The following is a 23,029-nucleotide window of genomic DNA, read 5'->3' as shown; positions in this document are numbered from 1 at the left end:
GGCGCTTTGTCTGACAGTCTGCTGATCCGCAATGCGGAGCTATTGGTGCCGGAAGGGGATCCCTGGCTGGGAGATGTGCTGGTGCGGGAGGGGCGCATTGCCCAAATCGGCCAGAATCTCTCGGCAGAAGGGGTGGCTAGGGTTATCGACGCGGAGGGCCATACCCTCATGCCGGGGGTGATCGACCCCCAGGTTCACTTTCGCGAGCCGGGCCGGGAGCACAAAGAAGACCTACAGACGGGATCCTGGGCCTGCGCTCGCGGTGGGGTAACCAGCTTTCTGGAGATGCCCAATACGGATCCGCTGACGATCGACCAGGCAACGCTGGATGACAAGTTGGCCCGGGCCGCCAGCAAGTGCGTGGTCAACTACGGCTTTTTCATCGGGGCCACCGCCGATAACCTTAAAGAGCTGCAAACGGTGCAAGGGGCTTGCGGCATCAAGATCTTCATGGGATCCATGCATGGCCCCTTGCTGGTGGATGACCAAGCGGCATTAGAGCGGATCTTTGCCGAGACGGATCCCAATTTTGTTATCGCCGTCCACGCTGAAGATCACTCGCGGATTCAAGCCCGGCGGGCCCTCTTTGCCGGACGTACAGATGTGGCGGTTCACTCCCTGATTCAGGATGAAGAAGCCGCGCTGATTGCCTCGCAACGGGCTTTGGACTTGGCCACCCGCTACCGCCACCGCCTGCACATTTTGCACCTCTCCACCGGCCTGGAGGTGGAGCTGCTGCGCCGGCACAAACCCGCCTGGGTTAGCGCCGAGGTCACCCCTCAGCACCTGCTGCTCAGCACCGCCGACTACGCCCGCCTGGGATCCCTCGTCCAGATGAACCCGCCGCTGCGGGATCCGGCTAACCTGAACCAGCTCTGGCAGGGGCTACACGACGGCATCCTTGATTGCATCGCCACCGACCATGCCCCCCACACCCTGGCCGAAAAGGCCCAGCCCTACCCCCACTCCCCCTCTGGCATGCCCGGTGTGGAGACGGCCTTGCCCCTGATGCTGACCGCAGCCCAGCAGGGCCGCTGTACCCTGCGCCAGGTGGTGCAGTGGATGTGCGAGGCGCCGGCCCGCCTCTACGGGATCCCCAACAAGGGGCGGCTGCAGGTGGGCTACGATGCCGATCTGGTATTGGTGGATCGCCACACGCCTCAGCCGGTGCGCCGGGAAGAGCTGCTCACCAAATGCGGCTGGAGCCCGTTTGAGGGCTGGGAGCTGGTGGGCTGGCCGCTGCTCACAATTGTGGGCGGGCAGATCGCCTTTCAAAACGGTCAGGTGGATCCCTCGGTGCGCGGCCAGGCGCTAACCTTTCGGCGCTAGGGGGATCCCCTTCGAGGTTGCACCTGTTCAAACCTTTCAAGATGGCGGTTGAACACTGAGCTGCTTCGGCTTCTCCCTGCCTAGGCAAGAGGAGCAGAGCTCCAGATCCCATCTCAGTTTATAGTCTTATAGTCATTTCAAATAGCAATGAAACGGTTCGTTACGTCGTTATTGCTACGCAACGCTGTCGCGAACGCGCCGCTCTAACTCCCCTCTCCCTCTGGGAGAGGGGCTGGGGGTGAGGGCTGGGAGAGGGGCTGGGGGTGAGGATAGTGGCGAGGAATGCTTGGGGAGTGTCTTACGCCCTTTCAGTAAGCTGTGCTACTTTGAAAGCGATAATCGATGATAATCAAGTTGGAAAACACCTAAGGAGCGGCCATGAAAGTTGCCTACGTCTTCATCACTCCTCGCGGCGGCACCTACAAGCTGGGCCAGATGATCCTGCCGCAGCTAGAAGCGGGGGTACACGGCGTGGAAGTGGTGGGCATGTTCTTTTTTGACGACAACTGCTTTGTCTTGCGGCAGGGGGATCCCATTGGCGAGCGCCTGGCCAAGATTGCCGAAGCGCAAAAGATTTTGCTGATGATGTGTGACCTGTGCGCCCTGGAGCGCAACCTGGCGGAAGGGGAACCCAAGTGGTGCGACTCAAAGGGCCAGGGGCGCAAGGAGCCGGGCTATTGTGTTCCCAAGAATGTGGTCAAAGGCGTACAGGTGGGCTGCTTTCCCGACCTCTACGCGGCCTTAAAAGACAACCCACCTGACCAGGTAATTAGCCTCTAACCAACTTAGCTGACGGCTACAGCAGCAGGCGGCTCTTGGCTGGGCTGAGAGCCAATCTTGCGGAAGACCAGCCGCTCGTTGGCCACATCCACCAGGATGCGGTCGCCGGGCAGGAACTCGTTTTCCAGCAGCTTGGTGGCGATGGGGTTTTCGATCTCCCGCTGGATGACCCGCTTGAGGGGTCGGGCCCCAAACACGGGATCGTAGCCCAGCTCGGCCAGGTAGTCCTTGGCCTCTTCGGTGAGGACAATCTCAATCTGCTGATCCGCCAGCAACTGCTCCACCCGCCGCATCTGCAGGCTGACGATCTGGCGAATCTGCGCTTTGGTGAGGGCGTGGAAGATGATGAGTTCATCCACGCGGTTGAGGAACTCCGGCCGGAAGTGGTGCCGCAGCATGGCCAGCACCTGAGTTTTCATCTCCTCGTAGCGGCTCTCATCGCCCCCGATTTCCAGAATCAGCTCGCTGCCGATGTTGCTGGTCATGATGATGATGGTGTTCTTGAAGTCCACCGTCCGCCCCTGGGAGTCGGTGATGCGGCCATCGTCCAGCACCTGCAGCAGGATGTTGAAGACATCGGGGTGAGCTTTCTCCACCTCGTCAAAGAGCACCACCGAGTAGGGACGGCGCCGCACCGCTTCCGAGAGCTGCCCCCCTTCTTCGTAGCCCACATAGCCCGGCGGAGCCCCAATCAAGCGGGAGACAGAGTGCTTCTCCATGTACTCGGACATGTCGATGCGCACCATCGCTTCGGAGGTATCGAAGAGGAACTCCGCCAAGGCGCGAGCCAGCTCGGTCTTCCCGACGCCGGTGGGCCCCATGAACAGGAACGAGCCGATGGGTCGGTTGGGATCCTTGAGGCCGGCCCGGGCCCGCCGAATGGCAGCGGCTACGGCGGCTACCGCTTCGTCCTGGCCCACCACCCGCTGGTGCAAGTGGGCTTCCAGGCGCAGCAGCTTTTGCTTTTCCGACTCCATCAAGCTGGTGACCGGGATCCCGGTCCAGCGGGAGACGATCTCGGCAATGTCTTCGGGCGTCACCTGCTCCCGCAGCAAGGGCTCACCGTTGGCCTGCAGCTTGGCCAGGTGGGCCTCCTGCTCTTGGATCTGCCGCTCCAGCTCCATCAGCTTGCCGTATTTGAGCTCGGCAGCGCGGTTGAGGTCATATTTTTGTTCTGCCTGTTCAATCTGCAGCTTGACGGCATCCCGCTCGGCTTTGAGGTTTTGCAGCCGCTCGATGGCCTCTTTTTCCATCTGCCAACGAGCATTGAGCTCCCGCTGTCGCTCCATCAGGTTGGCCAGCTCCTGCTCGATTTTGCCCAGGCGATCTTTGGAGGCGAGGTCGTCTTCCTTCTTGAGGGAGAGCTCCTCCATCTGCAGTTGCATGATGCGCCGGTCAATCTCGTCCAGCTCAACGGGCTTGGAGGTAATCTCCATCTTGAGCTTGGCTGCCGCTTCGTCCACCAGGTCGATGGCCTTGTCGGGCAAAAAGCGCTCGGAGATGTAGCGGTTGGAGAGAACGGCTGCCGCCACCAAGGCCGAGTCGCTGATCTTGACCCCGTGGTGCAGCTCGTAGCGCTCTTTGAGGCCGCGCAGGATGGAGATGGTGTCTTCTACGGAGGGCTGATCCACATACACCGGCTGGAAGCGGCGCTCCAGGGCGGCGTCTTTTTCGATGTGTTTGCGGTACTCATCCAGGGTGGTGGCGCCAATGCAGCGCAATTCGCCCCGGGCCAGCATCGGCTTGAGCAGGTTGCCGGCATCCATCGCCCCCTCGGCAGCCCCCGCCCCGACCACGGTGTGCAGCTCGTCGATGAAGAGGATGATCTGCCCTTCCGATTCGGTAACCTCCTTGAGCACAGCTTTGAGGCGGTCTTCAAACTCACCGCGGTACTTGGCGCCAGCAATCAAGGAGCCCATATCTAGGGCAATGACGCGCCGGTTTTTCAACGACTCCGGCACATCTCCCCGGTTGATGCGTTGAGCGAGACCTTCGACAATGGCGGTTTTCCCCACGCCGGGTTCGCCGATGAGCACCGGGTTGTTTTTGGTGCGGCGGGAGAGCACCTGAACGACGCGGCGGATCTCGTCGTCCCGCCCGATCACCGGATCCAGCTTCCCTTCGCGGGCGGCCTTGGTCAAGTCGCGGCCATAGCGCTCCAGGGCCTCGTAGCGGGACTCAGGGTTTTTGTCGGTAACCCGCTGTTTGCCCCGCACTTGTTGGATAACGGGTTTGAGGCGCTCGACGGTCAAACCTAGGGGTGCTAAAACCCGCTTGCCCACCCGCTCGTCGTCCAGGGCTCCCAAAAGCAAGTGCTCTACCGAAATGAAGTCGTCTTCGTATTCTTTGCGAAACTCTTCAGCCCGATCCAGCGTGGTCTCCAGGCCGCGGCCCAGGTAGAGCTGATCCACCCGCGCCAGCTTGGGCTGCTGGTTGATAAAGCTTTCCACCTTGTCCCGCACCAGCCTTGGATCGAGGCCGGCCCGCTGCAAAATGGTCTGGGTGAGACCCCCTTCTTGATCGAGAAGGGAGATGAGCAAATGCTCGGTTTCCAGTTGCTGCTGCTGGTGCCGCCGGGCTACATCCTGGGATTGGACAATGGCGCTCCAGGCTTTCTCGGTAAATTGGTTGGGATTGGTGGGCTGCATAGAAGTTCAGCAGGTTTTTTACTACAGTGTATAGGAAGACAGCAGGGGAAGCGGCCATCTCGGCCCCCGCTTGGGAAAAGGGATCCTGATAATTCAGGTATCGCCCATTTTGGCCGCGCCAGAGTTCGCAACAACCGCCCCCTTTGCCCTCGATCGATGGAGGGATCCCCGCCTTATTCCTCTTCTTCGCAGGGGCGGCCCTCGCCGATCACTGCCAAATCAATTTGCTGGCGGTAGTAATCGACGTTTTTAATCTGCACTTCCACTCGATCCCCCAGACGGAACTGGCGCCGGCTCTTGCGCCCTACCAGGGCCTGCTGGCGGCTGCGGTACTCGTACCAATCGTTTTTCAGGGTGCTGACCCGCACCAACCCTTCCGCCAAGATGGGATCCACCTGCACAAAAAAGCCGTAGTTCTGGACGCCGATGATCAGGCCGGGGAACACCTCCCCCAGATGTTTTTGCATGAACTCAGAGCGCTTCAGGCCCATCAGCTCCCGTTCTGCGTGCTGCCGGATCCGGTGCCCCTCCTGGATTTTGGGCAGTTGCGCCTGGAGAAAGGCCTGCCATTCCTCCTGCAGCTTGGGTGGCAACACCTGCCAGTCGATCTGGCCGTAGCCGCCGGGGCCGTGCAGATCCACCACGGTTTTGGAGCGCGGGCTGCGGCGATCCCGTCCTTTGCTCAAGGCCAGGTGCAAAGCACGCAAATTCAGCAAATCGGCATAGCGGCGTAAAGGGGCCGTAAAGGTGGCGTAGGGTTCTTTAAGGCCCAAGCCAAAATGGCCGAGGGGCTCCTGCAGAGGCTGCAGGCAATACTCGACGGGGGGCAAAGTGGCCAACAACTGGGCCACCAAGGCTGGGCTAGTCCCTGCGGCCAACACATCGGGGGCGGTGATGCGGACACAGATCCGCTGCCAATCGGCCAAGGTCACGGCTTCTGGATCCTGCAAATTCAGATCCAGCTTCATGGCGTTGGCCAGGCGCAAAAAGTTCTGCAGGGCCTCGGCAGTGGGGGCGGACTGCACGCGGGCCAAGGAAGGGATCCCCAATTGGCGCAAATGGTGGCCCAAGGTTTGGTTGGCCAGCAGCAGCACCTCGGTCATCAGAGCGTGGGCGCCGAGGCGATCGCTGATCAAAAGGGGGCCGTAGCCGCTCTCGTCAGCGGAGTGGGGGGTGAGCAAATCCAACAGGGGCAGGTCAAAGCCGCCCGCTTGGTGACGTTTGACCCGCAGGATTTGGCTGAGGCGGAGCAGGTTTTGCAGCAGGGCCATCAATTCTGGCACCTCCTCCTCAGGGCCCAGATCCGCAGCGGTGGCCAAGAGGGCCTGCACCTGGCCATAGGAGAGGTGAGCCCGCGACTGCACCAGGCTGGGATGGATCTCGAAGCTTTGTACCACCCCCTCTGGGTCGATGGTTAACAGCAACGAATAGGCCAAGCGCTCCTGCTGCGGCAACAGAGCCAGGCGGCTGTGCACTTCCGGCGGAAAAAGAGGCAACACCCTCGTGTCGAGGTAAACGGTGGCCGTCCGCTGCTGAGCTTCTTGCTCCAGAGGATGCTCAGGATCCAGCCAGTGGGCCACGTCGGCAATGTGGATCCCCAGCAGCCAGTTGTCCTCTTCCTGCCGCTGCAGGGAGACGGCCACGTTGGGCTCGAGGCCGTGGGGGTGCTGCAGATCCAAGGGTTCTAAAGTGATGCAAAACCAATCGCGCAGATCGCGACGGCCCTTTTGGTCGGAGCGGCTCAGCTTTTTGGGCAGGGCGGCCGCGGCTTCTAGCACCGCCGGGGGAAACTCCTGCGGCAGGTCGTACTTGCAACAAACCAGATCTGCATCGATGGAGGCCTCCGGGCCGTCGCCCAAGATCTTGCGAATCGTGCCCACGGGGGGCAAATCTCCCAGCGGATAGCGCTCCACTTCCACATAGGCCACCCGACCTTCCGCCAGCTCGGCAGGGGATCCCTCCGTCAAGGCCAGCTCGAACAGCAGCCGGTCATCCAAAGGCACCACCCGAAAGTCCTGTTCCGTCTGTTTGAGGCGGCCCACCAGTGTAGGGTTGGCCCGCTCCATGACGGCCACCACCTCTCCCTCCGGGCTGCGGCGGCGATTGCCCTCTTTGGTGATCCGGGCTATCACTTGGTCGCCGTTCCAAGCGCCGCTGAGGTTGCTGCCGTGGATGTACACATCCTCCGCCCCCGGCTCATCCCGGATGGCGAAGCAAAAGCCCTTGCTGGAACAGCGCAAGCGCCCCACCACCAGGGATTCATCCGGCCTACGCCGATAGCGAGGCGGATCCCCTGTGCGTTCGAGAAACCCTGCCCGCACCAGACCATCGAGGGCAATCTCAAGCATTTCCTGCGCTTCTGGATCAGGGGATGGCAAGAGAGCAAGAAGTGTGTCTTTGTCGGTCCATTGTTCCTGAGAGAGAAAATGCTGAAAAATCCGAGAGAAGTCCATTTTGGGTGTCAGGGAAAGGAGGAGGGAAGAAGGGGGGTTAAGACAGGGCAAGACTCAACCCGTTGGCGTTAATCTCGGTGGCCGGTGACGATAAAAGCCACCCGCTGACCGATGTTGGTGCTGTGGTCGGCCAGACGTTCTAGGTAGCGGATCGCCAGCAACATCAACAGGATAGGCTCGATCGATCCCCTGATGTCCGACTGTTGCGCCAACGTATTGTAAAGGTTGGTGTAGTCTTCATCAACGGCGTCGTCTTCCCGCTTCAGTTGTCGGCCCAGCTCGGCATCCAACTCCGTCAGGGCCGCCAGGCTATGGCTGAGCATTTTCTGGCAGCGCTGCATCATCACGCGAATGTGCCTCAGCTCCGGCGGCGGCGGGTAGAAAGCCAAGCGCAAGGCCACTTCGGCCAAGTCTTTGGCGTAGTCGCCAATCCGCTCCAGATCCCGCACCAGTTGCATCAGGGCGCTGATCCAGCGCAGATCTTGTGCCACCGGCGAGCGCAAGGCGATCAAGCTAATACAATCTTTCTCGATTTGACGATAAAAACGGTCAATTTGCTTGTCTTGGGAGATGGCCTGTTCGGCAGCGGCCAAGTTCTGTTCAAACAGGGCCTGCTGGGCCAAGACCACCGATTTTTCCACCAGCGCCCCCATGCGCAGCACGTCCTGCTGAATCCGCTTGATCTGAAGTTGCAGCTCAGCTTGCCCCATGGCTTTTTCCCCATGGATGTAGGTGGGAGGGAGTGGCTGCCACTGTTGGCGGCCCCCGAAGCCAGTCGATTGCACCGGTAGATCTCAATCATGGCAAACTTCTCTCGAATCAAGAGAAAAAACAGGATGGGGATCGAGGGAGCGGCCAATTTGGGAGAGGATGATAAGGAGGGGGTGCAAGCGGGTGGGGTGTTGCGAGGTTGTCTCCGCCTGGAGGCTTGGGGCTATGCTGTCGTTCTGGATTGAGATACTCCGATGACTCGTCCCCCCATTGTCGTGCTGGATGATGATCCCACCGGATCCCAGACCGTGCACAGTTGCCTGCTGCTGACCCGCTGGGATGCGGAAACGCTCAAGCTGGGCCTGCAGGATGGCTCGCCAATTCGCTTCATTCTCACCAACACGCGATCCCTGCCGCCGGCCAAGGCTGCCGAGGTGACACGGTCGGTCTGCCGGGCCCTCAAGCAGGCCATGGGGGAGCTGGGGTGGGAGCGGGCCCTCTTTGTCAGCCGCTCCGACTCGACGCTGCGCGGGCACTACCCCTTGGAAACCGATGTCATGGCGGCGGAGCTGGGGCCTTTTGATGCCCATTTTCTGGTGCCGGCTTTTTTTGAGGGAGGGCGCATCACCCGCGACAGCGTCCACTACCTGCGGGTGGAGGGCCGCTGGGTGCCCGTGCATGAAACGGAGTTTGCCCGCGATGCGGTGTTCGGCTACCACCACAGCTATTTGCCCGACTATGTGCAGGAAAAAACCCAGGGGCGGATCCAGGCTGAGCAGGTGGTGCGATTGACGCTGGAGCAGATCCGCGCCGGCTGTTTGGAGCAGCTTTTGGGTCTAGAGGGGAATGTCTGCTGTGTGGTGGATGGAGAAACCCAAGCGGATCTGGATCGTTTTGCCCAGGATGTTTGGGCGGCTCTGGAGCAGGGGAAGCGCTTTTTGTTTCGCAGCGCCGCCAGCCTCTTGACGGCTCTAGCCCAGTTGCCGCCGCAGCCGGTTCCGCCAGAGCAAATGGGGCAGTTTGTCCGCTCCGACCGGCCAGGGGTGGTGATCGTGGGATCCCATGTGCAAAAGTCCAGCCAGCAGTTGGCCCGCCTGTTGCAGGAGCCAGGGATCCAGGGCATTGAAGTGGAGGTGAAGCGCCTGTTGGAACCGGGGCGGGAAGCGGAGCTGCTGCCGGCCATCTTGAGCCAAGTCCAGCGCGCCTACGAGCAGGGCCTGACGCCGGTGGTCTACACCAGCCGAGAAGAAGTGAGGTTCGACGGTGCCACCCCAGAGGCACGCCTGGCCTTTGGGCAGAGGGTTTCTCGTTTGTTGATGGCCATTGTGCAGGGGCTGCCGGAGGGGATGGGCTACCTGGTCAGCAAGGGCGGCATCACCTCCAACGACACCCTCAGCCTCGGCCTCAACCTGCCGGCAGTGCGGCTGCTGGGGCAGATCTACCCAGGGGTCTCCATGGTGCTCACGCCGGCGGATCACCCCCGCTTTCCCAACTTGCCGGTGGTGCTGTTTCCGGGCAACGTGGGCGAGGTGGATACGCTGGCTTTGATCCACCGTCGCCTCCACAGCCGCGGGCTGGTCTAGCCTAGAGGGAACGCTTCTGTCGGTTCTTCCCGCCATGGCTGAACTCATCTCTTCGCCTGAAGCTCTGCCCGCCTCGGAGGCCTGGTGGGGATCCCTGCGCCAGGGGCAGACGGCGTTGCCCGCGGCGGTGGTGCACCGCTGTTCTGAGCGCCTGGGCAGCCGGGATGCCGATGTGGTGATTGCCGGCGGCACCCTGGGGATCCTCTTGGGAGCGGCTTTGGCCCAGCGGGGCTGGCGGGTGATCCTCATCGAGCGGGGGAGCCTGCGGGGGCGGGAGCAGGAGTGGAACACCTCCCGGCAGGAGCTGCAGGTGTTGTTAGAGCTGGAGTTGCTCACCTCGACAGAGTGGGAGGCGGTGCAGGTGACCCACTACCCCAGGGGGCGCATTGGCTTTGGGGAGGGCCCCACCTGGTGGGTGGAAGGGGTGCTGAACGTGGGCGTGGATCCGGTCAGCTTGCTGGAGTTCCTCAAGCAGCATTTTCTGGCCTGGGGGGGCCAGGTGCGGGAGCAAACCGGGTTTCTGGGCGCCACGGTCCACCCCGATGGGATCCGCATCCAAACCACCACCGGCCAGCTCAGCGCCCAACTGCTGCTGGATGCCATGGGGCACCGCTCCCCCATCTTGGCCCAGGCCCGTCAAGGGCAGCCGCCGGACAGCGTCTGTCTGGTGGTGGGATCCTGCGCCCAGGGGCTGCCGGAGCAACCCACTGGGGATCTGTTCTACAGCTTTACCCCCGCCCAGGAGGGCTACCAGCCCTTTTGGGAGGCCTTCCCCGCCCGCGATGGCCGCACCACCTATCTCTTTACCTACTGCGACCGGGATCCCCGCCGACCCAGTCTGGAGAGGCTTTGGCAGGACTACTGCCGGCTGCTCCCTGCCTACCAGGGGGCCGAGTTGGCCCAGATCCGCTGGCTGCGCAAGCTGTGTGGTGTTTTCCCCGCCTACCGCCGCAGCCCGCTGCAACTGCCTTGGGATCGCCTCTTGGCGGTTGGCGACAGCAGCGGCAGCCAGTCGCCTTTGAGCTTTGGCGGCTTTGGGGCGATGTTGCGCCATCTGGATCGCCTGCAGCAGGGGATCCACGAGGCGCTGGTGCAGCGGCAGTTGGAGCAGGCGGCCCTGGCCCTGCTGCAGCCCTACCAGCCTAATTTGGCGGTAACCTGGCTTTTTCAGAAGGCGATGATCCCTCCTTTGGGAGAGAAAAACTGGGATCCCAACAGCATTAACCGCCTGTTGAGCAGAGTGTTTGAGGCCATGGTTGCCGCCGGCCCCCAGGTGGTGCAGCTCTTTTTGCAGGATGTGGTGCAGTTTGGCGGCTTGGCCCAGGCACTGTGGGGGGTGATGAGGCAAGATCCAGCCCTGGTGGCCGCGCTTTTGCCCCGGTTGGGGTTGCCGGAGCTGGTGGCCTGGGCGGGCCACTTTGGCGCCCTCGGCCTCTACGAGCTCTTGCAAAGGCTAGCCGACCGCCTGGAAGGGGCCCCGCAAGACTACTTCTGGAACCGGCGGCGCGAGGCCTGGCGCTACGGCTGCGGTCGGGATCACTGGCCGTACACCACCACTCCATAGGGCGGCACCTCAACGGGATCCCCTTGGTTTTTTGCCGAGGATCTCTGGTCGCCGCTATCTAGAAGCTTCTCCCACCGGCCGTTGGGCCATTGGGCGTAGGTGGCTGCTTGGTCGGAGCTGAAGTTAAACAGGGCCAGAACGGCTTGGGATCCCTGCTGGCGGTGCAGGGCCAGGCCGCTTGGAGCAAACAGCTCCACCCCCACCGAACTCCGCTCCAGGTTTTGCAGCGGCGGCAGGGTCTTGCGCAGGTGAATGAGGGTTTGGTACCACCGCCGCAAGACCTGGTGGTGGCCAGCAGTGCCCAGCTCCCAGTTGAGCTTGGAGCGCAAGAAGGTCTCTTCCGCTTGCGGGTCCGGCACCTCCCCTTGCCAGGCAAAGGCGCTGAACTCGCGGCGCCGTCCCTGCCGCACCGCTTCCACCAGGTCGGGATCCCCGTGGCTAATGAAGTAGAGAAACGGGGCCACCTCCCCATATTCTTCCCCCATAAACAGCAGCGGCAGCATGGGAGCCAGCAGCAGGACGGCGGCGGCCAACTTCAGGCCCTCTAGGGAAGTGAGCTGGCTGAGGCGCTCTCCCAGCCTGCGGTTGCCCACTTGGTCGTGGTTTTGGATGCAGATTACAAACTGGGAGCCCGGCCTGGCGAGAGCGGAATTGCCGTGGCGGCGGGCCCGGTAGCGGGAGTACTGCCCAGAATAGACGTAGCTCTCGCGGTAGGACTTGGCCAGGTGCTCCAATTGGCCGAAGTCTTGGTAGTAGCCTGTCTTTTCCCCGGTAAGCAGGGTGTGAACCGAGTGATGGAAGTCGTCGCACCACTGGGCATCTAGGCCGTAGCCCCCTTGCTCGCGGGGGGTGATGAGGCGGACGTCGTTGAGGTCGCTTTCGGCTACCAGAACCCTGGGCCAGCCTGTGCGCGCCTCCAGGGCCTCCACCCGCTCTGCCAATTCCTGCAAAAAGGGGTGGGCGCTGAAGTCGTAGATGGCATGCACGGCGTCCAGCCGCAGGCCGTCCAGGTGAAACTCCTCTAGCCAGTATTCGGCATTTTGCAGGAAAAACTCCCGCACGCCGTCGGAATAGCGGTCGTCGAAGTTGAGGGCCTCCCCCCAAGGGGTGCGGTACTTGTCGGTGAAGTAGGGGCCAAAGTTCCGCAGGTAGTTCCCCTCCGGCCCCAGGTGGTTGTAGACCACGTCCAAAACAACCGCCAGGCCCTGCTGGTGGCAGGCATTGACCAGCGCCTTCAGGCCCGCTGCTCCTCCATAGCTGACCTGCACGGCATAGGGATAGACGCCGTCATAGCCCCAGTTGCGCTCCCCCGGAAACTGGGCCACCGGCATGAGCTCCAGCACGTTGACCCCCAGCTCCACCAGTTGCGGCAGGCGGGGGATCAGGGCGGCAAAGGTGCCCTCCGGGGTAAAGGTGCCTACATGCAGCTCGTAGAGGATCCACTGGGAGAGCGGGATCCCCTTCCAGGCTTGATCCTGCCAGTCGAAGTGGGGATCCACCACCCGCGAAGGGCCATGGACGCCGCGGGGCTGGCAGCGGGAAGCGGGATCCGGCCGCTCCACCACCCCCGCTGAGGTGTGCAGGCGGTAGAGGTAGTCCACCGGCCCCGGTGGGATCCCCTCCACTTCACCCTGCCAGTAGCCTTGCCCATCTTGGGCCAGAGGGATGACCTGTTGGACGGGGCTAATGACTTTTAGCTCCACGTGTTCGACCAAGGGCGCCCACACCGAGAAGCGGTAGTGGCCCTGGCCGCAGGGATAGGCGCCAATCCGTTCGACCTGGGAACGCTGAGAGGAAGGGGAACCCTGAAGCACGAAACCCACCTGCACAACTCGGCTTCCACTATAGCGAGGCTTGCTCCCCCAGACATTCGAGGCTCAGGTCTTGGGGTGGGTTGCCGACTCTTCCCTCTGCCATAGTGGAATTGGCCTTTCGCTGCTCCGTCCCTATGTTTAACTACCCGCCCAGCCATCCGGATCCCACCGTTGTCGATGTCTACCATGGGCAGCCGGTGCCGGATCCCTATCGCTGGCTGGAGGATCTGGATTCTGAGCAGACGCGGGCCTGGATCGAGGCGCAAAACCGGCTAACTTTTGACTATCTGCAGCGGATCCCGGCGCGGCAGCGGCTCCTGGAGCGCCTGACCCAACTTTGGAACTACGAAAAATACAGCCAGCCCTTCAAAGAGGGCGGCCGCTACTTCTACTTCAAAAACGACGGCCTGCAAAACCAGAGCGTTCTCTATACCCAAGAAAGCCTGGAGGGCGAAGCCCGGGTTTTGCTGGATCCCAACACCCTCTCACAAGACGGCACCGTGGCCCTCTCAGGCATTGCCATCAGCCGCGACGGGCGCTACCTGGCCTATGGCCTCTCCCGCTCCGGCTCCGACTGGCAGGAGTGGAAGGTGCGGGACATCGAAACTGGAGAAGACCTGCCGGATCACCTGCGCTGGATTAAGTTCTCTGGGGCCAGCTGGACACGGGATGGGCAGGGATTTTTCTACAGCCGCTACGACGAGCCGCCCCCCGGCAGCGAGTACGAAAGCGCCAACTACTTCCAAAAGCTCTACTACCACCGCCTCGGCACCCCCCAGTCGGAAGATGTCTTGATCTATCACCGCCCCGACCAAAAAGAGTGGGGCTTTGCTGGCGGGGTTACCGAAGATGGCAACTACCTGATCATCTCCGTCTGGCGGGGCACGGATCCCAAAAACCTCCTCTTCTACAAAGACCTACGGGATCCCAACTCGCCGGTGGTGGAGCTCATTTGCGAGTTCCAGGCCGAGTACAGCTTTGTCGGCAACGACGGCTCCCGCTTTTGGCTGCTGACGGACTTCCAGGCTCCGCGGCGGCGACTGGTGGCCCTTGATCTCGACAACCCAGGGCACCTGCAAGAGGTGATCCCTGAGGCTGAGGAGACCCTGCAGGGGGTTAGCCTCATCCACAATCAATTTGTTGCCTTCTACCTCAAAGACGCCCACACCCAGATCAAGACCTTTGCTTTAGACGGCACCTACCAGGGGGAGATCCCTCTGCCGGGGCTGGGATCCGCCAGCGGCTTTGGCGGCAAGCGCTACGACACTGAGACCTTCTACACCTTCACCAGCTTCACCACCCCGCCCACCATCTACCGCTACGACTTCACCACTGGCAGGAGCACCCTCTTTCGCCAACCGCAGGTGGATTTCGATCCCCACGCCTATGAGGTGCAGCAGGTGTTCTACGCCAGCAAAGACGGCACCCGCATTCCCATGTTCCTTGTCCACCGCCGTGGCCTAGCGCGGACAGGGGATCACCCCACCTTGCTGTACGGCTACGGCGGCTTCGGCATCTCTCTGACCCCCAGCTTCTCGGTGGGCCTGGTGGCCTGGCTGGAGATGGGGGGAGTTTACGCCCAGCCCAATTTGCGCGGCGGCGGCGAATATGGGGAAGCCTGGCACCAGGCGGGCACCAAGCTCAACAAGCAAAAGGTCTTCGACGACTTCATCGCCGCGGCTGAGTGGCTGATGGCCCATGGCTACACCAACCCCTCGAAGCTGGCCATCGCCGGCGGCAGCAACGGCGGCCTCTTGGTGGGGGCCTGCCTGACCCAAAGGCCGGAGCTGTTTGCCGCGGCCCTGCCCGCTGTGGGGGTGTTCGACATGCTGCGCTTTCATAAGTTCACCATCGGCTGGGCCTGGGTCTCGGAGTACGGATCCCCGGAAGACCCGGAGGAATTCAAGGCCCTCTACGCCTATTCCCCCCTGCACAACCTCAAGCCCGGCACCGCCTATCCCGCCACCCTGATCACCACAGCAGATCACGACGACCGGGTGGTGCCGGCCCACAGCTTCAAGTTTGCTGCTGCCCTGCAGGCGGCACAGGGGGGATCCCAGCCCATCCTCATTCGCATCGACACCAAAGCCGGCCACGGGGCCGGCAAGCCCACCACCAAGCTCATTGAAGAGACCGCCGACCGCTGGGCCTTTTTGGTGCAGGTGCTGGGGAGGGATGGAACGGGAGTTAGCGAGCTTTAGGGCCCAGGCCCACCCGGCCGGCATAGACTGCCGCTTCCCCCAGCTCGTCTTCGATGCGCAACAGTTGGTTGTATTTGGCAATGCGCTCGCTGCGGCAGAGGGATCCGGTTTTGATCTGGCCGGCGCGGGTGGCCACCGCCAGGTCGGCGATGGTGGTGTCTTCTGTCTCACCGGAGCGGTGGCTGATCACAGAGCGAAAACCTGCCTGGCTAGCCAGGTGCATGGCCGAGACCGTCTCCGTCAGCGTGCCAATCTGGTTGAGCTTGATCAAGATGGCGTTGGCGGCGCCGCTGTCGATGCCTTTCTGCAGCCGGGCTGGGTTGGTGACGAACAGGTCGTCCCCTACCAGTTGCACCCGCGATCCCAGTTGAGTGGTGAGGGCCTGCCAGCCGGCCCAGTCTTCCTCCGCCAGTCCATCTTCAACGGAAAGGATGGGATAGTTGGCCAGCAGTTGCTCGTAGTAATTGACCATTTGCTCGGCGCTACGGGCTTGGCCCTCGAAGTGGTACTGCCCATCCTGCAGCAGCTCGTTGGCGGCCACGTCCAGGGCCAAGGCGATATCTTCCCCCGGCCTGTAGCCTGCCTGTTCGATGGCCGTCAGCAACAGATCCAAAGCTGCCGCATTGGAGGGGAGATCGGGGGCAAATCCGCCTTCGTCCCCCACCCCGGTGGACAGCCCCTTCTGCTGTAGCACCGTCTTCAGCACCGCAAACACCTCGGCCCCGTAGCGCAGCGCCTCGCGAAAGCTGGCCGCACCAATGGGCACCAGCATAAACTCCTGGATGTCCACGTTGTTGTCGGCGTGGGCACCGCCGTTGAGCACGTTCATCAACGGCACCGGCAGCAAGTTGGCAAAAGGCCCGCCCAGATATTTGTAAAGAGGCAGGCCCACCGCTTCCGCCGCCGCTTTGGCCGTCGCCAGAGAAACTGCCAAAATGGCGTTGGCCCCCAGGCGGGACTTGTTGGGGGTGCCGTCCAGGTCGATCAGCAACTGGTCGATGCGGGCTTGGTTGAGGGCATCTTCTCCCCGCAGCTCCGACTGGATGGGGCCAAGAATGTTTTCCACCGCCCTCAGCACGCCCTTACCTCCATAGCGCTTGGGATCCCCGTCCCGCAGCTCGTGGGCCTCAAAGGTACCGGTCGAAGCGCCGCTGGGCACCTGCGCCAAGCCCGTTGCTCCGTTGGCCAGGCCCACCAGGGCTTCTAGGGTGGGGCGTCCTCGCGAGTCGAGGATCTCATGGGCGGTAATCCACTCGATGGCCGTTTCCACAGTTACACCTCAGCAATTGGCTAGACAGCTCTGGCCAAAGCCAGATCCCCCCACAGGCTAATAGATCCTTGACCGGGATCCCGTCAGCTTCCAGAAAACTTTAAGAGAGAGAACCCAAAGATTCTGCGGAGCTGCAGGGGTGAGTTGAGCATTGGCTGGTTTGGGGGGCAGAGTTTAGGCCCCATCCCCTCTAGACAAAGCGGTGGCTCAGCCGCATCGGGTCGTGTACAGTGATCTTCTTCTTGTAAATGGAAATGTACTTCTTCTTGCGCAGCTCTCCCAACAGACGGGTGATGGTGACGCGGGTCGAGCCAATGGCTTCGGCAATGGCCTGGTGAGACAGCTTGAGATCAATGGTGACCCCATCCGGGCCAGGCACCCCGAAATCGCGGCAGAGGATCAGCAAAAAGCTAACCAGACGGGATCCCATATCGCGGTGAGCCAGCGTCTCGATCATCATCTCCGTTTGCAAAATGCGGGAAGACAAGCTCTTGAGCAGCAACATGGCCAGTTCGGCGTTCTCCCGCAGGGATTTTTCCACCTGCTCAATCGGCAGAGAGAGCAACTCAGCAGGCGTAAAGGCCACCGCGTGATAGAAGCGGTCGGAGCGCTGCCCCGTGATGAAGGAGAGCACCCCGAAGATGCTGTTTTCCCGCAGAAGAGCAACGGTAATTTCTTCCCCCATTTCGTAGACCCGCGAGAGCTTGACAGCTCCTTTCACCAAAAAGTAAACCCGCTCCGCCGGATCCCCAGGGAAAAAGATGGTCTTACCACGTTCAAACGTTTCGATAACCGGAGGATGGTGAGGGCCTCCCAGTTGCTTGAAGGCTGTGATCAGAGATTTTTCTGCGACGGCCACCACCATACTCATCAACCTTTTGAGGTCAGTTTATACCTAAGATCAATCCATGTAAGATCAATTTAGAAGCATTGGGCCGAGTTGCAACCCTATCGACTCCAGAATCGGCAACAATAGCCGGGTTTACCCTAAGGTAGAGGGTTCTGCCTAGGCATCTTTGTAGCATGGGCTACGTTTTTAGGTCTCGTTTCTGTTCCACAAAGGGATCCCAAGCCAAGGGTAGGATAAGGGCTATTGTCACTGGGGCCTTGCCAGCTCTGGGTGGTAGGAAGCAAGTGGTGGACTGGAAAATCCTATGGGGATCCCGGAGGCTGTTGTTGCTGCACCTTCTCAACTGAGCCGCCAGCATTTCACAGTGCGGATGCCGGAGCCGGCCAAGCATCTGCTGGAGGTGGAACTACAGATCCAAGAGGTGGATCCAGAAGTGCCTCTGCGACTGCGGCTGCCGGTGTGGACGCCGGGATCCTACCTGGTGCGGGAATATGCCCGCCATGTGCAAGAGTTTCAGGCGGCAACGGAGCAAGGGATCCCTTTGGCCTGGCGGAAGGTAGATAAGAACACTTGGGAGATCGAGCCGCCGGGCTGTTCGGCTGTGAAGGTTCGCTATCGGGTCTATGCCTATGAGCTGACGGTGCGCACCAACCATTTGGATCTCACCCACGCCTACTTCAACGGGGCGGCGCTCTTTTTCTATGTGCCCGGTCGCGAGCGGGAACCCTACACCTTGACGGTGATCCCTCCCAAGCCTGATTGGCGCATCGCCACCAGTTTGCGACCTTTGATTTCTTCTTCTGAGGATCCTGCTTCCGGCCAGTCTTTTGTGGCGGCAGACTACGACGAGCTGGTGGATAGTCCGGTGGAGGTGGGCCTGCACCAGTTGCGGTCGTTTGCAGTGGAAGGGATCCCGCATTACTTCGTGGTCTGGGGAGCAGGCACCCTGGATTTGGAGCAAGCGGTGGCCGATGCCGAGAAAATTGTCCGGGCCACTGCGGCGTTTTTTGGCGGGCTGCCCTACGACCGCTACTGGTTTATTGTGCATTTGTCGCCAGGGGGATTTGGCGGCCTAGAGCACAAGTACAGCACCACCCTCAACTATTCTGGCCTGGAGCTGCGTCGGCCCCAGTCCTATCGCCGCTTTTTGGCTCTGCTGGCCCACGAGCTTTTCCATGCTTGGAACGTCAAGCGGCTGCGCCCTCTGGCTTTGGAGAAAATTGACTACAACCAAGAAAATTACGTGGACTGCCTCTGGTTTTGCGAGGGGGCAACCAGCTACTACGAAAATGTCATCTTGCTGCGGGCAGGGATCCTCAGCGCCAAAGATTTTTTGCAGATCCTGGCCGAGCAAATTGGCCGGCTGCAGCGTACTCCGGGTCGGGCCGTGCAATCGCTGCGGGAATCCAGTTTCGACACCTGGATCAAACTCTACCGTCCCCACGAAAATAGCCTCAACAGCCAGGTTTCCTATTACCTCAAGGGCGCTTTGGTCTGCTGGCTGCTGGATCTGCACATTCGCCACCTTTCGGGGGGCCAGGGATCCCTGGACACGGCCATGCAGGATTTGTGGCAGCGCTTTGGCCGGTTTGAGAAAGGCTACACCCACCAAGACTTGCGGGAAGCCTTTGAGCGGGCAGCCGGCGCCGATCTTGGCCGCTTTTTCGCCGCCTATGTGGAAGGTACGGAAGAGCTGGACTACAACGCTCACCTACACCCTTTTGGCCTCACCCTCAAGGCCCACTTCAGCCGCCCTGACCCTTCCCCCTATCTGGGCCTGAACTTCAACGGCGAAGGCAACCGCATCAGCACAGTGGAGATGGGATCCCCGGCCCAAAAAGCAGGCATCTGGGCCGGCGACGAGCTGGTGGCCTTGGATGGCTTCCGGGTAAGCGCTGCCAACTTGCCAGAACGCTTGGCGGCCTACCAGCCCCACCAGGTCATCTGCCTGAGCGTCTTCCAAGGCGATCAGTTGAAACACTTCTGGATCCCCTTGGATCCACCCCGCCCGGATGTTTACACCCTCGAAGCGTTGCCGCAACTCACTCCCACCCAGAAAGCGCTCCAGCAGGGCTGGCTGGGATCCCTGCTCGGCTCTTCGGGACAAGATACGCCTCTTCTTGAAAATTCGCTCACCTCGCCTGAGAATCTTGAAACAAGCGAGTAACCTAGTTAACTTAAACGAGAAGTAACAACAGGGGTCAGGAGCGAATCTAATGGACTTCGTTTTGGTTTTATTAATTGGGGTGGCTGTTGGTTTCTCATTGGGTGTTTACGTTGCTCGCCATTACAAGGTCAGTCCTAGACCGGAAATCTGGAAACAAGAGATCATTAGAGAGATATCTTCACACTTAAGGCAACACAGCCAAGAACTCAACAACGCCAACAAAACCTTAACCAAACTGGTCGAAGGATTGGCAGACGAGATTTCTCGGAAGTTACAGGCTACTCAAGCCGATCTCAAAGGGCTTAGATCTCGTCTTGTAGATAGTCACCAAGATTTGCTGCAAAGTTGGAGTAGAGATCTTCTGCAGGCTATATCTGTAAAGTTTTCCGAACATAATGAGCAGCTAAACGATCAGCGAGCCATCCTGGAAAACTTAGTGAAAGAAACTAAAGATATTTATCAGCGACTACAGATTGCTATCCAAAGTTCTCCCAGATTAGAGATATCTCAAACTACAGATCAGAGCTCTCAGAATGAGCAGGTTGCCAGTCATGAAACACCAGAGCCTAGGCTAACAGACGATGTACCGAGAGATAAAGAGGAGATCGCTGCCGCCGGTATATTAGAGGTCGACGTATCAAAGATAGAATCATTCTTAAGCTCAAAAAACATAAAAATCAAAAGCATAGATGTGAAAGAAAAAGAGGAAAAATTAGATCAAATAGCTGCCTTTATGGGCAATCGATATTCTTTGATTAAAAGATTCTATGGAATGATTAAATCAAATATGAATAGCGGAAACTCTTTCTCAATAAACCTTAAAGACGAGCCTCAACAAGTAATCAGCTCAACTTGCCAGGTTGCCAAAGAGTTACATGGAATCGCATTTTTAGAAGAGTACAGATACTTTAAGGCACCCAGGTATCTGTTGGTAGCAAGACCCAGTAGGTCGTCCCAAGCACTAAATTTTCTCTCAGGAAAATGGCTAGAGAGATACGTTAGGGATAAGCTGATCTGCCTTGCTGCAAGTCAAGCTGAAAAGATTGATTTCTCTTACATAACAAATGCTCAAGTTACTTTGCCGAATGGAGCTGATTTTGAAATGGATCTTTTCTTTCATATTAACGATCAATTCTACTGGGTGGAATCAAAGACAGGCGAGTACCAAGACAAAGTACAGAAGTACTCCAAGATTGCTTCTGACCTCGGTCTCCAGAAAAACCAAGTTTTCATGGTTTTAACCGATGTTAGCCAAGATGTAAAAACCAGTCTATCTTCCCTCTATCATTTATCAGTCATCAGCGTTGATGAGGTTGAGGCTACCTTTGAGGGGATCCTAAAAAGTCATCTTTGAGAAATCTGAAAGGCACCCAAGCGCATTAGCTCAAGCCACAATTTTGACAGCCTGCTCCACACACCACCAGGGATCCTCGGCAAAAGCCGGCATGGGCGTGCTGCCCGCCTTGCCCAAAATGGCCAGCCGAACTTCCCGATCCAGCCGGGATCCGGCCCCATAGGGATCCTCAGAGGGGGGTTCCAGTCTTTGTCCTAGGGGGGGCATCGCCATGATGCCCGGCTGCATACTGGTACTGCTGACCCAGATTTTGAAGCGATCCACCGCCATATCTGCGCCTTCGGGCAGTTGCATCTGGAGCAGGTAGCGGGGCCCAGAGCCGATCAGCAGGCTCTCGCTGGGGCGCAAACGAGCGGGCAGATCCGGTTGATAGGGGTAAACCAAATCCACGCTGTAGCGCCGCTCGTCAAAGACCACCACATAGACGTGCACGGGGGTGGGGGCTCTGTTGCGCAGGGCGATGGCGAGGTTGCGGCCTGCCTGGATTTGCACCTGTCCCTGGGGATCCCGCGGCAGGGGGCTCACTTCGGCAGGGGCAGAGCTGCTTGCCGGCGTTTCCAGTTGGAGAAACTCCACCTCTAGGACGCTGCTCAAAGCATCGGTGGCAGGTTGCAGGTTGAGGAGGTTGCCAAAAGCAGCCACGTGCTCCAGCAGCCGCACCAGCTTGCGGGGCAGGGCCTGTGGCTTTTTTACCGGGATCCGAAAGGCGGCCAGAGCCACTTCTTCCCCCCGCCGATAGAAGTGGTAGATGGCATCGGGCAGCATCTCTACCCGCAAGTCCGCTGCTTCCGGGTCAGTGTAGGTCAGAAGCGGCGAGGCCGGCAACGCTGCCAGCAACTCGGCAACGGGCATTTGGACTTGGCTGGGATCCGCACAGGTGAAAGCCACCCGCAACGGCTGAAATCGGACAGAGGACATGGGGGCAATCCTGCGAAAACCTGGGACGGAGTCTGGCGAGATCTCCTGCTCTAAGCTGCCGGGCAAGCAAGCCAAGCTCTATATTACCCGCTCAGCTCCCCACCCCTCGACCAGGCTGCAACACAGTCAGCTCCAACAGGCCCTAGCTCCGCGATCAAGCTTAACAGCCAGGGCAAGCGGAACCGATGCGGATCCCGGATCTCGTCTGCAAATGATCTCTCAATGGTCTATTCTTGATCCTGTTGTCGGGTTTGTGGCTGGAGTGGAGCCGACCTCTCCTCTTGACTAGCTGATCTAAGGAGAACCATGTTTAGCAAAGCTTTTTCTTTTCAGAAGGTGCTGCTGCCAGGGCGTCATCGGTTGTTTGTCCTGTTCTTGGCTGCCTTGATGGCTGGGCTGAGCTGGGGACTGGCTCCAGCGTTCGCGGCCAAGGATATTCCTGCGGTGGCTCTGTCGCCCACTGAGTCCATTACCTTTACCGAAGCACAGTTAGCCCGAGGCAAGCAACTTTTTAACAAAGCCTGTGCCCAGTGCCATGTGGGGGGCCAGACCTATCCCAACCCAGATGTGAGCCTGAAGCTTTCGGATCTGGAGGGGGCAACTCCTCCACGGGATAATGTGCTGGCGATTGTGGATTACATCAAAAACCCGGTCACCTATGACGGGGCCGAATCCCTGGTTGAGTATCATCCCAACACTCAGCTTCTGAGCGAGTATCCTCGCCTGCGCAACCTCACCGATGAGGATCTGAAGTTGATTGCCGGCTATATTTTGGTGCAAGCCAAAACCTCCCCCGGCTGGGGCGGCACCAAAAGCGAAAGCCACAGCGACCTGTCGGCCTACCTCTGATGCTGCGTCTGGTTCGGAAGTTGCTTATGGGTTGTCGGATCCCGTCCCGCCTCTGGATCTGGGTCGGGATCCTGGCTGTGCTGGGGCTGGCCAGCCCGGTGGCGGCCCGCATTGACCCCTACGTGAACCAGTATTTGCGGGTGAGCGGCCCGGTGGAATTACCTCTAGACGCCACAGGGCGCACCCTCACCTTCACTCCAGAGCAGCTCACGGATGGCAAAAATCGTTTTCAGTCCGCCTGCTTGAACTGCCATGTGGGCGGCTCCACCCTGCCAGCTCCCAACATTTCCCTCTCCTTGAAGGACTTGCGCGGTGCCACCCCACCCCGAGATACGATTCAAGCTTTGGTGGAGTATCAGAGGGATCCCCGCAGCTACGATGGCTCGGATTTCAGCTATGGATGCCGCCCCGTGCCCCCTTCCTGGATGGACGACGAAGCCCTGAAAAATCTGGCTGCCTTTATTCTCAGAGCGGCTCAGGTTGCCCCCGGCTGGGGATCCCATGAGTTGATCGATGTCGGTTGAGGGTTGCCAACTGA

The 23,029-nt window shown here is 60.0% G+C and carries 16 protein-coding genes; 9 read left to right on the top strand and 7 right to left on the bottom strand.

Going from position 1 to position 23,029, the window contains the following annotated elements:
- Positions 1-1,329 (top strand): dihydroorotase (locus tag NW844_RS02390; RefSeq protein WP_414333149.1); only part of this gene is annotated, 1,329 nt, incomplete at its 5' end.
- A gap of 378 nt (positions 1,330-1,707) precedes the next feature.
- Complete coding sequence (locus NW844_RS02385; RefSeq protein ID WP_414333147.1) at positions 1,708-2,109, top strand: SaoD/DsrE family protein; 402 nt, start codon at positions 1,708-1,710, stop codon at positions 2,107-2,109.
- Between the two features lie 5 nt (positions 2,110-2,114).
- Here the strand turns inward: NW844_RS02385 and clpB are convergent, their stop codons facing one another.
- The 3 genes from clpB to phoU form a co-directional block, all read right to left on the bottom strand.
- Positions 2,115-4,757, bottom strand: a complete 2,643-nt coding sequence (gene clpB, locus NW844_RS02380) for an ATP-dependent chaperone ClpB (protein WP_414333146.1) — start codon at positions 4,755-4,757, stop codon at positions 2,115-2,117.
- Between the two features lie 173 nt (positions 4,758-4,930).
- Entirely contained in the window at positions 4,931-7,105 is a 2,175-nt protein-coding gene (locus NW844_RS02375; RefSeq protein ID WP_414333144.1) for a ribonuclease R family protein, read from the bottom strand.
- A 173-nt stretch (positions 7,106-7,278) separates the two neighbouring features.
- The gene (gene phoU / locus NW844_RS02370) at positions 7,279-7,920 is read right to left on the bottom strand and encodes a phosphate signaling complex protein PhoU (protein WP_414333153.1); all 642 of its coding nucleotides are present in this window, start codon (positions 7,918-7,920) and stop codon (positions 7,279-7,281) included.
- 255 nt (positions 7,921-8,175) lie between these two features.
- Here phoU and NW844_RS02365 point away from each other — a divergent pair, with 255 nt between their 5' ends.
- The gene (locus tag NW844_RS02365) at positions 8,176-9,504 is read left to right on the top strand and encodes a four-carbon acid sugar kinase family protein (protein WP_414333142.1); all 1,329 of its coding nucleotides are present in this window, start codon (positions 8,176-8,178) and stop codon (positions 9,502-9,504) included.
- A 34-nt stretch (positions 9,505-9,538) separates the two neighbouring features.
- Positions 9,539-11,068, top strand: a complete 1,530-nt coding sequence (locus NW844_RS02360) for an FAD-binding oxidoreductase (RefSeq protein ID WP_414333140.1) — start codon at positions 9,539-9,541, stop codon at positions 11,066-11,068.
- On the opposite strand, the gene treZ is transcribed toward NW844_RS02360, so the two are convergent.
- The gene (gene treZ / locus NW844_RS02355) at positions 11,041-12,882 is read right to left on the bottom strand and encodes a malto-oligosyltrehalose trehalohydrolase (RefSeq protein WP_414333138.1); all 1,842 of its coding nucleotides are present in this window, start codon (positions 12,880-12,882) and stop codon (positions 11,041-11,043) included. The two genes, NW844_RS02360 and treZ, sit on opposite strands and share 28 nt — an antisense overlap.
- Before the next feature lie 134 nt (positions 12,883-13,016).
- Here treZ and NW844_RS02350 point away from each other — a divergent pair, with 134 nt between their 5' ends.
- A complete protein-coding gene (locus NW844_RS02350) occupies positions 13,017-15,083 on the top strand; it encodes a prolyl oligopeptidase family serine peptidase (RefSeq protein WP_414333136.1) in 2,067 nt (688 codons plus the stop codon).
- Here the strand turns inward: NW844_RS02350 and eno are convergent.
- The gene (gene eno / locus NW844_RS02345; protein WP_414333134.1) at positions 15,070-16,353 is read right to left on the bottom strand and encodes a phosphopyruvate hydratase; all 1,284 of its coding nucleotides are present in this window, start codon (positions 16,351-16,353) and stop codon (positions 15,070-15,072) included. The two genes, NW844_RS02350 and eno, sit on opposite strands and share 14 nt — an antisense overlap.
- Before the next feature lie 190 nt (positions 16,354-16,543).
- A complete protein-coding gene (gene ntcA, locus NW844_RS02340) occupies positions 16,544-17,218 on the bottom strand; it encodes a global nitrogen regulator NtcA (protein WP_414333132.1) in 675 nt (224 codons plus the stop codon).
- A 289-nt stretch (positions 17,219-17,507) separates the two neighbouring features.
- Between ntcA and NW844_RS02335 the strand changes: the two genes are divergently transcribed.
- Both NW844_RS02335 and NW844_RS02330 read left to right on the top strand, forming a co-directional pair.
- Positions 17,508-19,370 carry a M61 family metallopeptidase gene (locus NW844_RS02335; protein WP_414333130.1) on the top strand — a complete coding sequence of 621 codons (1,863 nt, stop codon included), beginning with the start codon at positions 17,508-17,510 and terminating at the stop codon, positions 19,368-19,370.
- 49 nt (positions 19,371-19,419) lie between these two features.
- Complete coding sequence (locus NW844_RS02330) at positions 19,420-20,724, top strand: hypothetical protein (protein ID WP_414333129.1); 1,305 nt, start codon at positions 19,420-19,422, stop codon at positions 20,722-20,724.
- Between the two features lie 30 nt (positions 20,725-20,754).
- On the opposite strand, the gene NW844_RS02325 is transcribed toward NW844_RS02330, so the two are convergent.
- A complete protein-coding gene (locus NW844_RS02325) occupies positions 20,755-21,642 on the bottom strand; it encodes a hypothetical protein (protein ID WP_414333128.1) in 888 nt (295 codons plus the stop codon).
- A gap of 306 nt (positions 21,643-21,948) precedes the next feature.
- On the opposite strand from NW844_RS02325, the gene psbV reads away from it, so the two are divergent.
- Together psbV and psbV2 are read left to right on the top strand one after the other, a co-directional pair.
- A complete protein-coding gene (gene psbV / locus NW844_RS02320) occupies positions 21,949-22,491 on the top strand; it encodes a photosystem II cytochrome c-550 (protein WP_414333127.1) in 543 nt (180 codons plus the stop codon).
- Complete coding sequence (gene psbV2 / locus NW844_RS02315; protein WP_414333126.1) at positions 22,491-23,015, top strand: photosystem II cytochrome PsbV2; 525 nt, start codon at positions 22,491-22,493, stop codon at positions 23,013-23,015. The genes psbV and psbV2 overlap by 1 nt, the downstream gene beginning before the upstream one ends.
- Positions 23,016-23,029: the final 14 nt, after the last annotated feature.

Origin of the sequence: Synechococcus sp. H55.2 (assembly GCF_047462495.1) — a bacterium.
In the GTDB taxonomy this organism is placed as follows: Bacteria; Cyanobacteriota; Cyanobacteriia; order Thermostichales; family Thermostichaceae; genus Thermostichus.
This window is presented reverse-complemented; position numbering and strand designations above follow the sequence as displayed.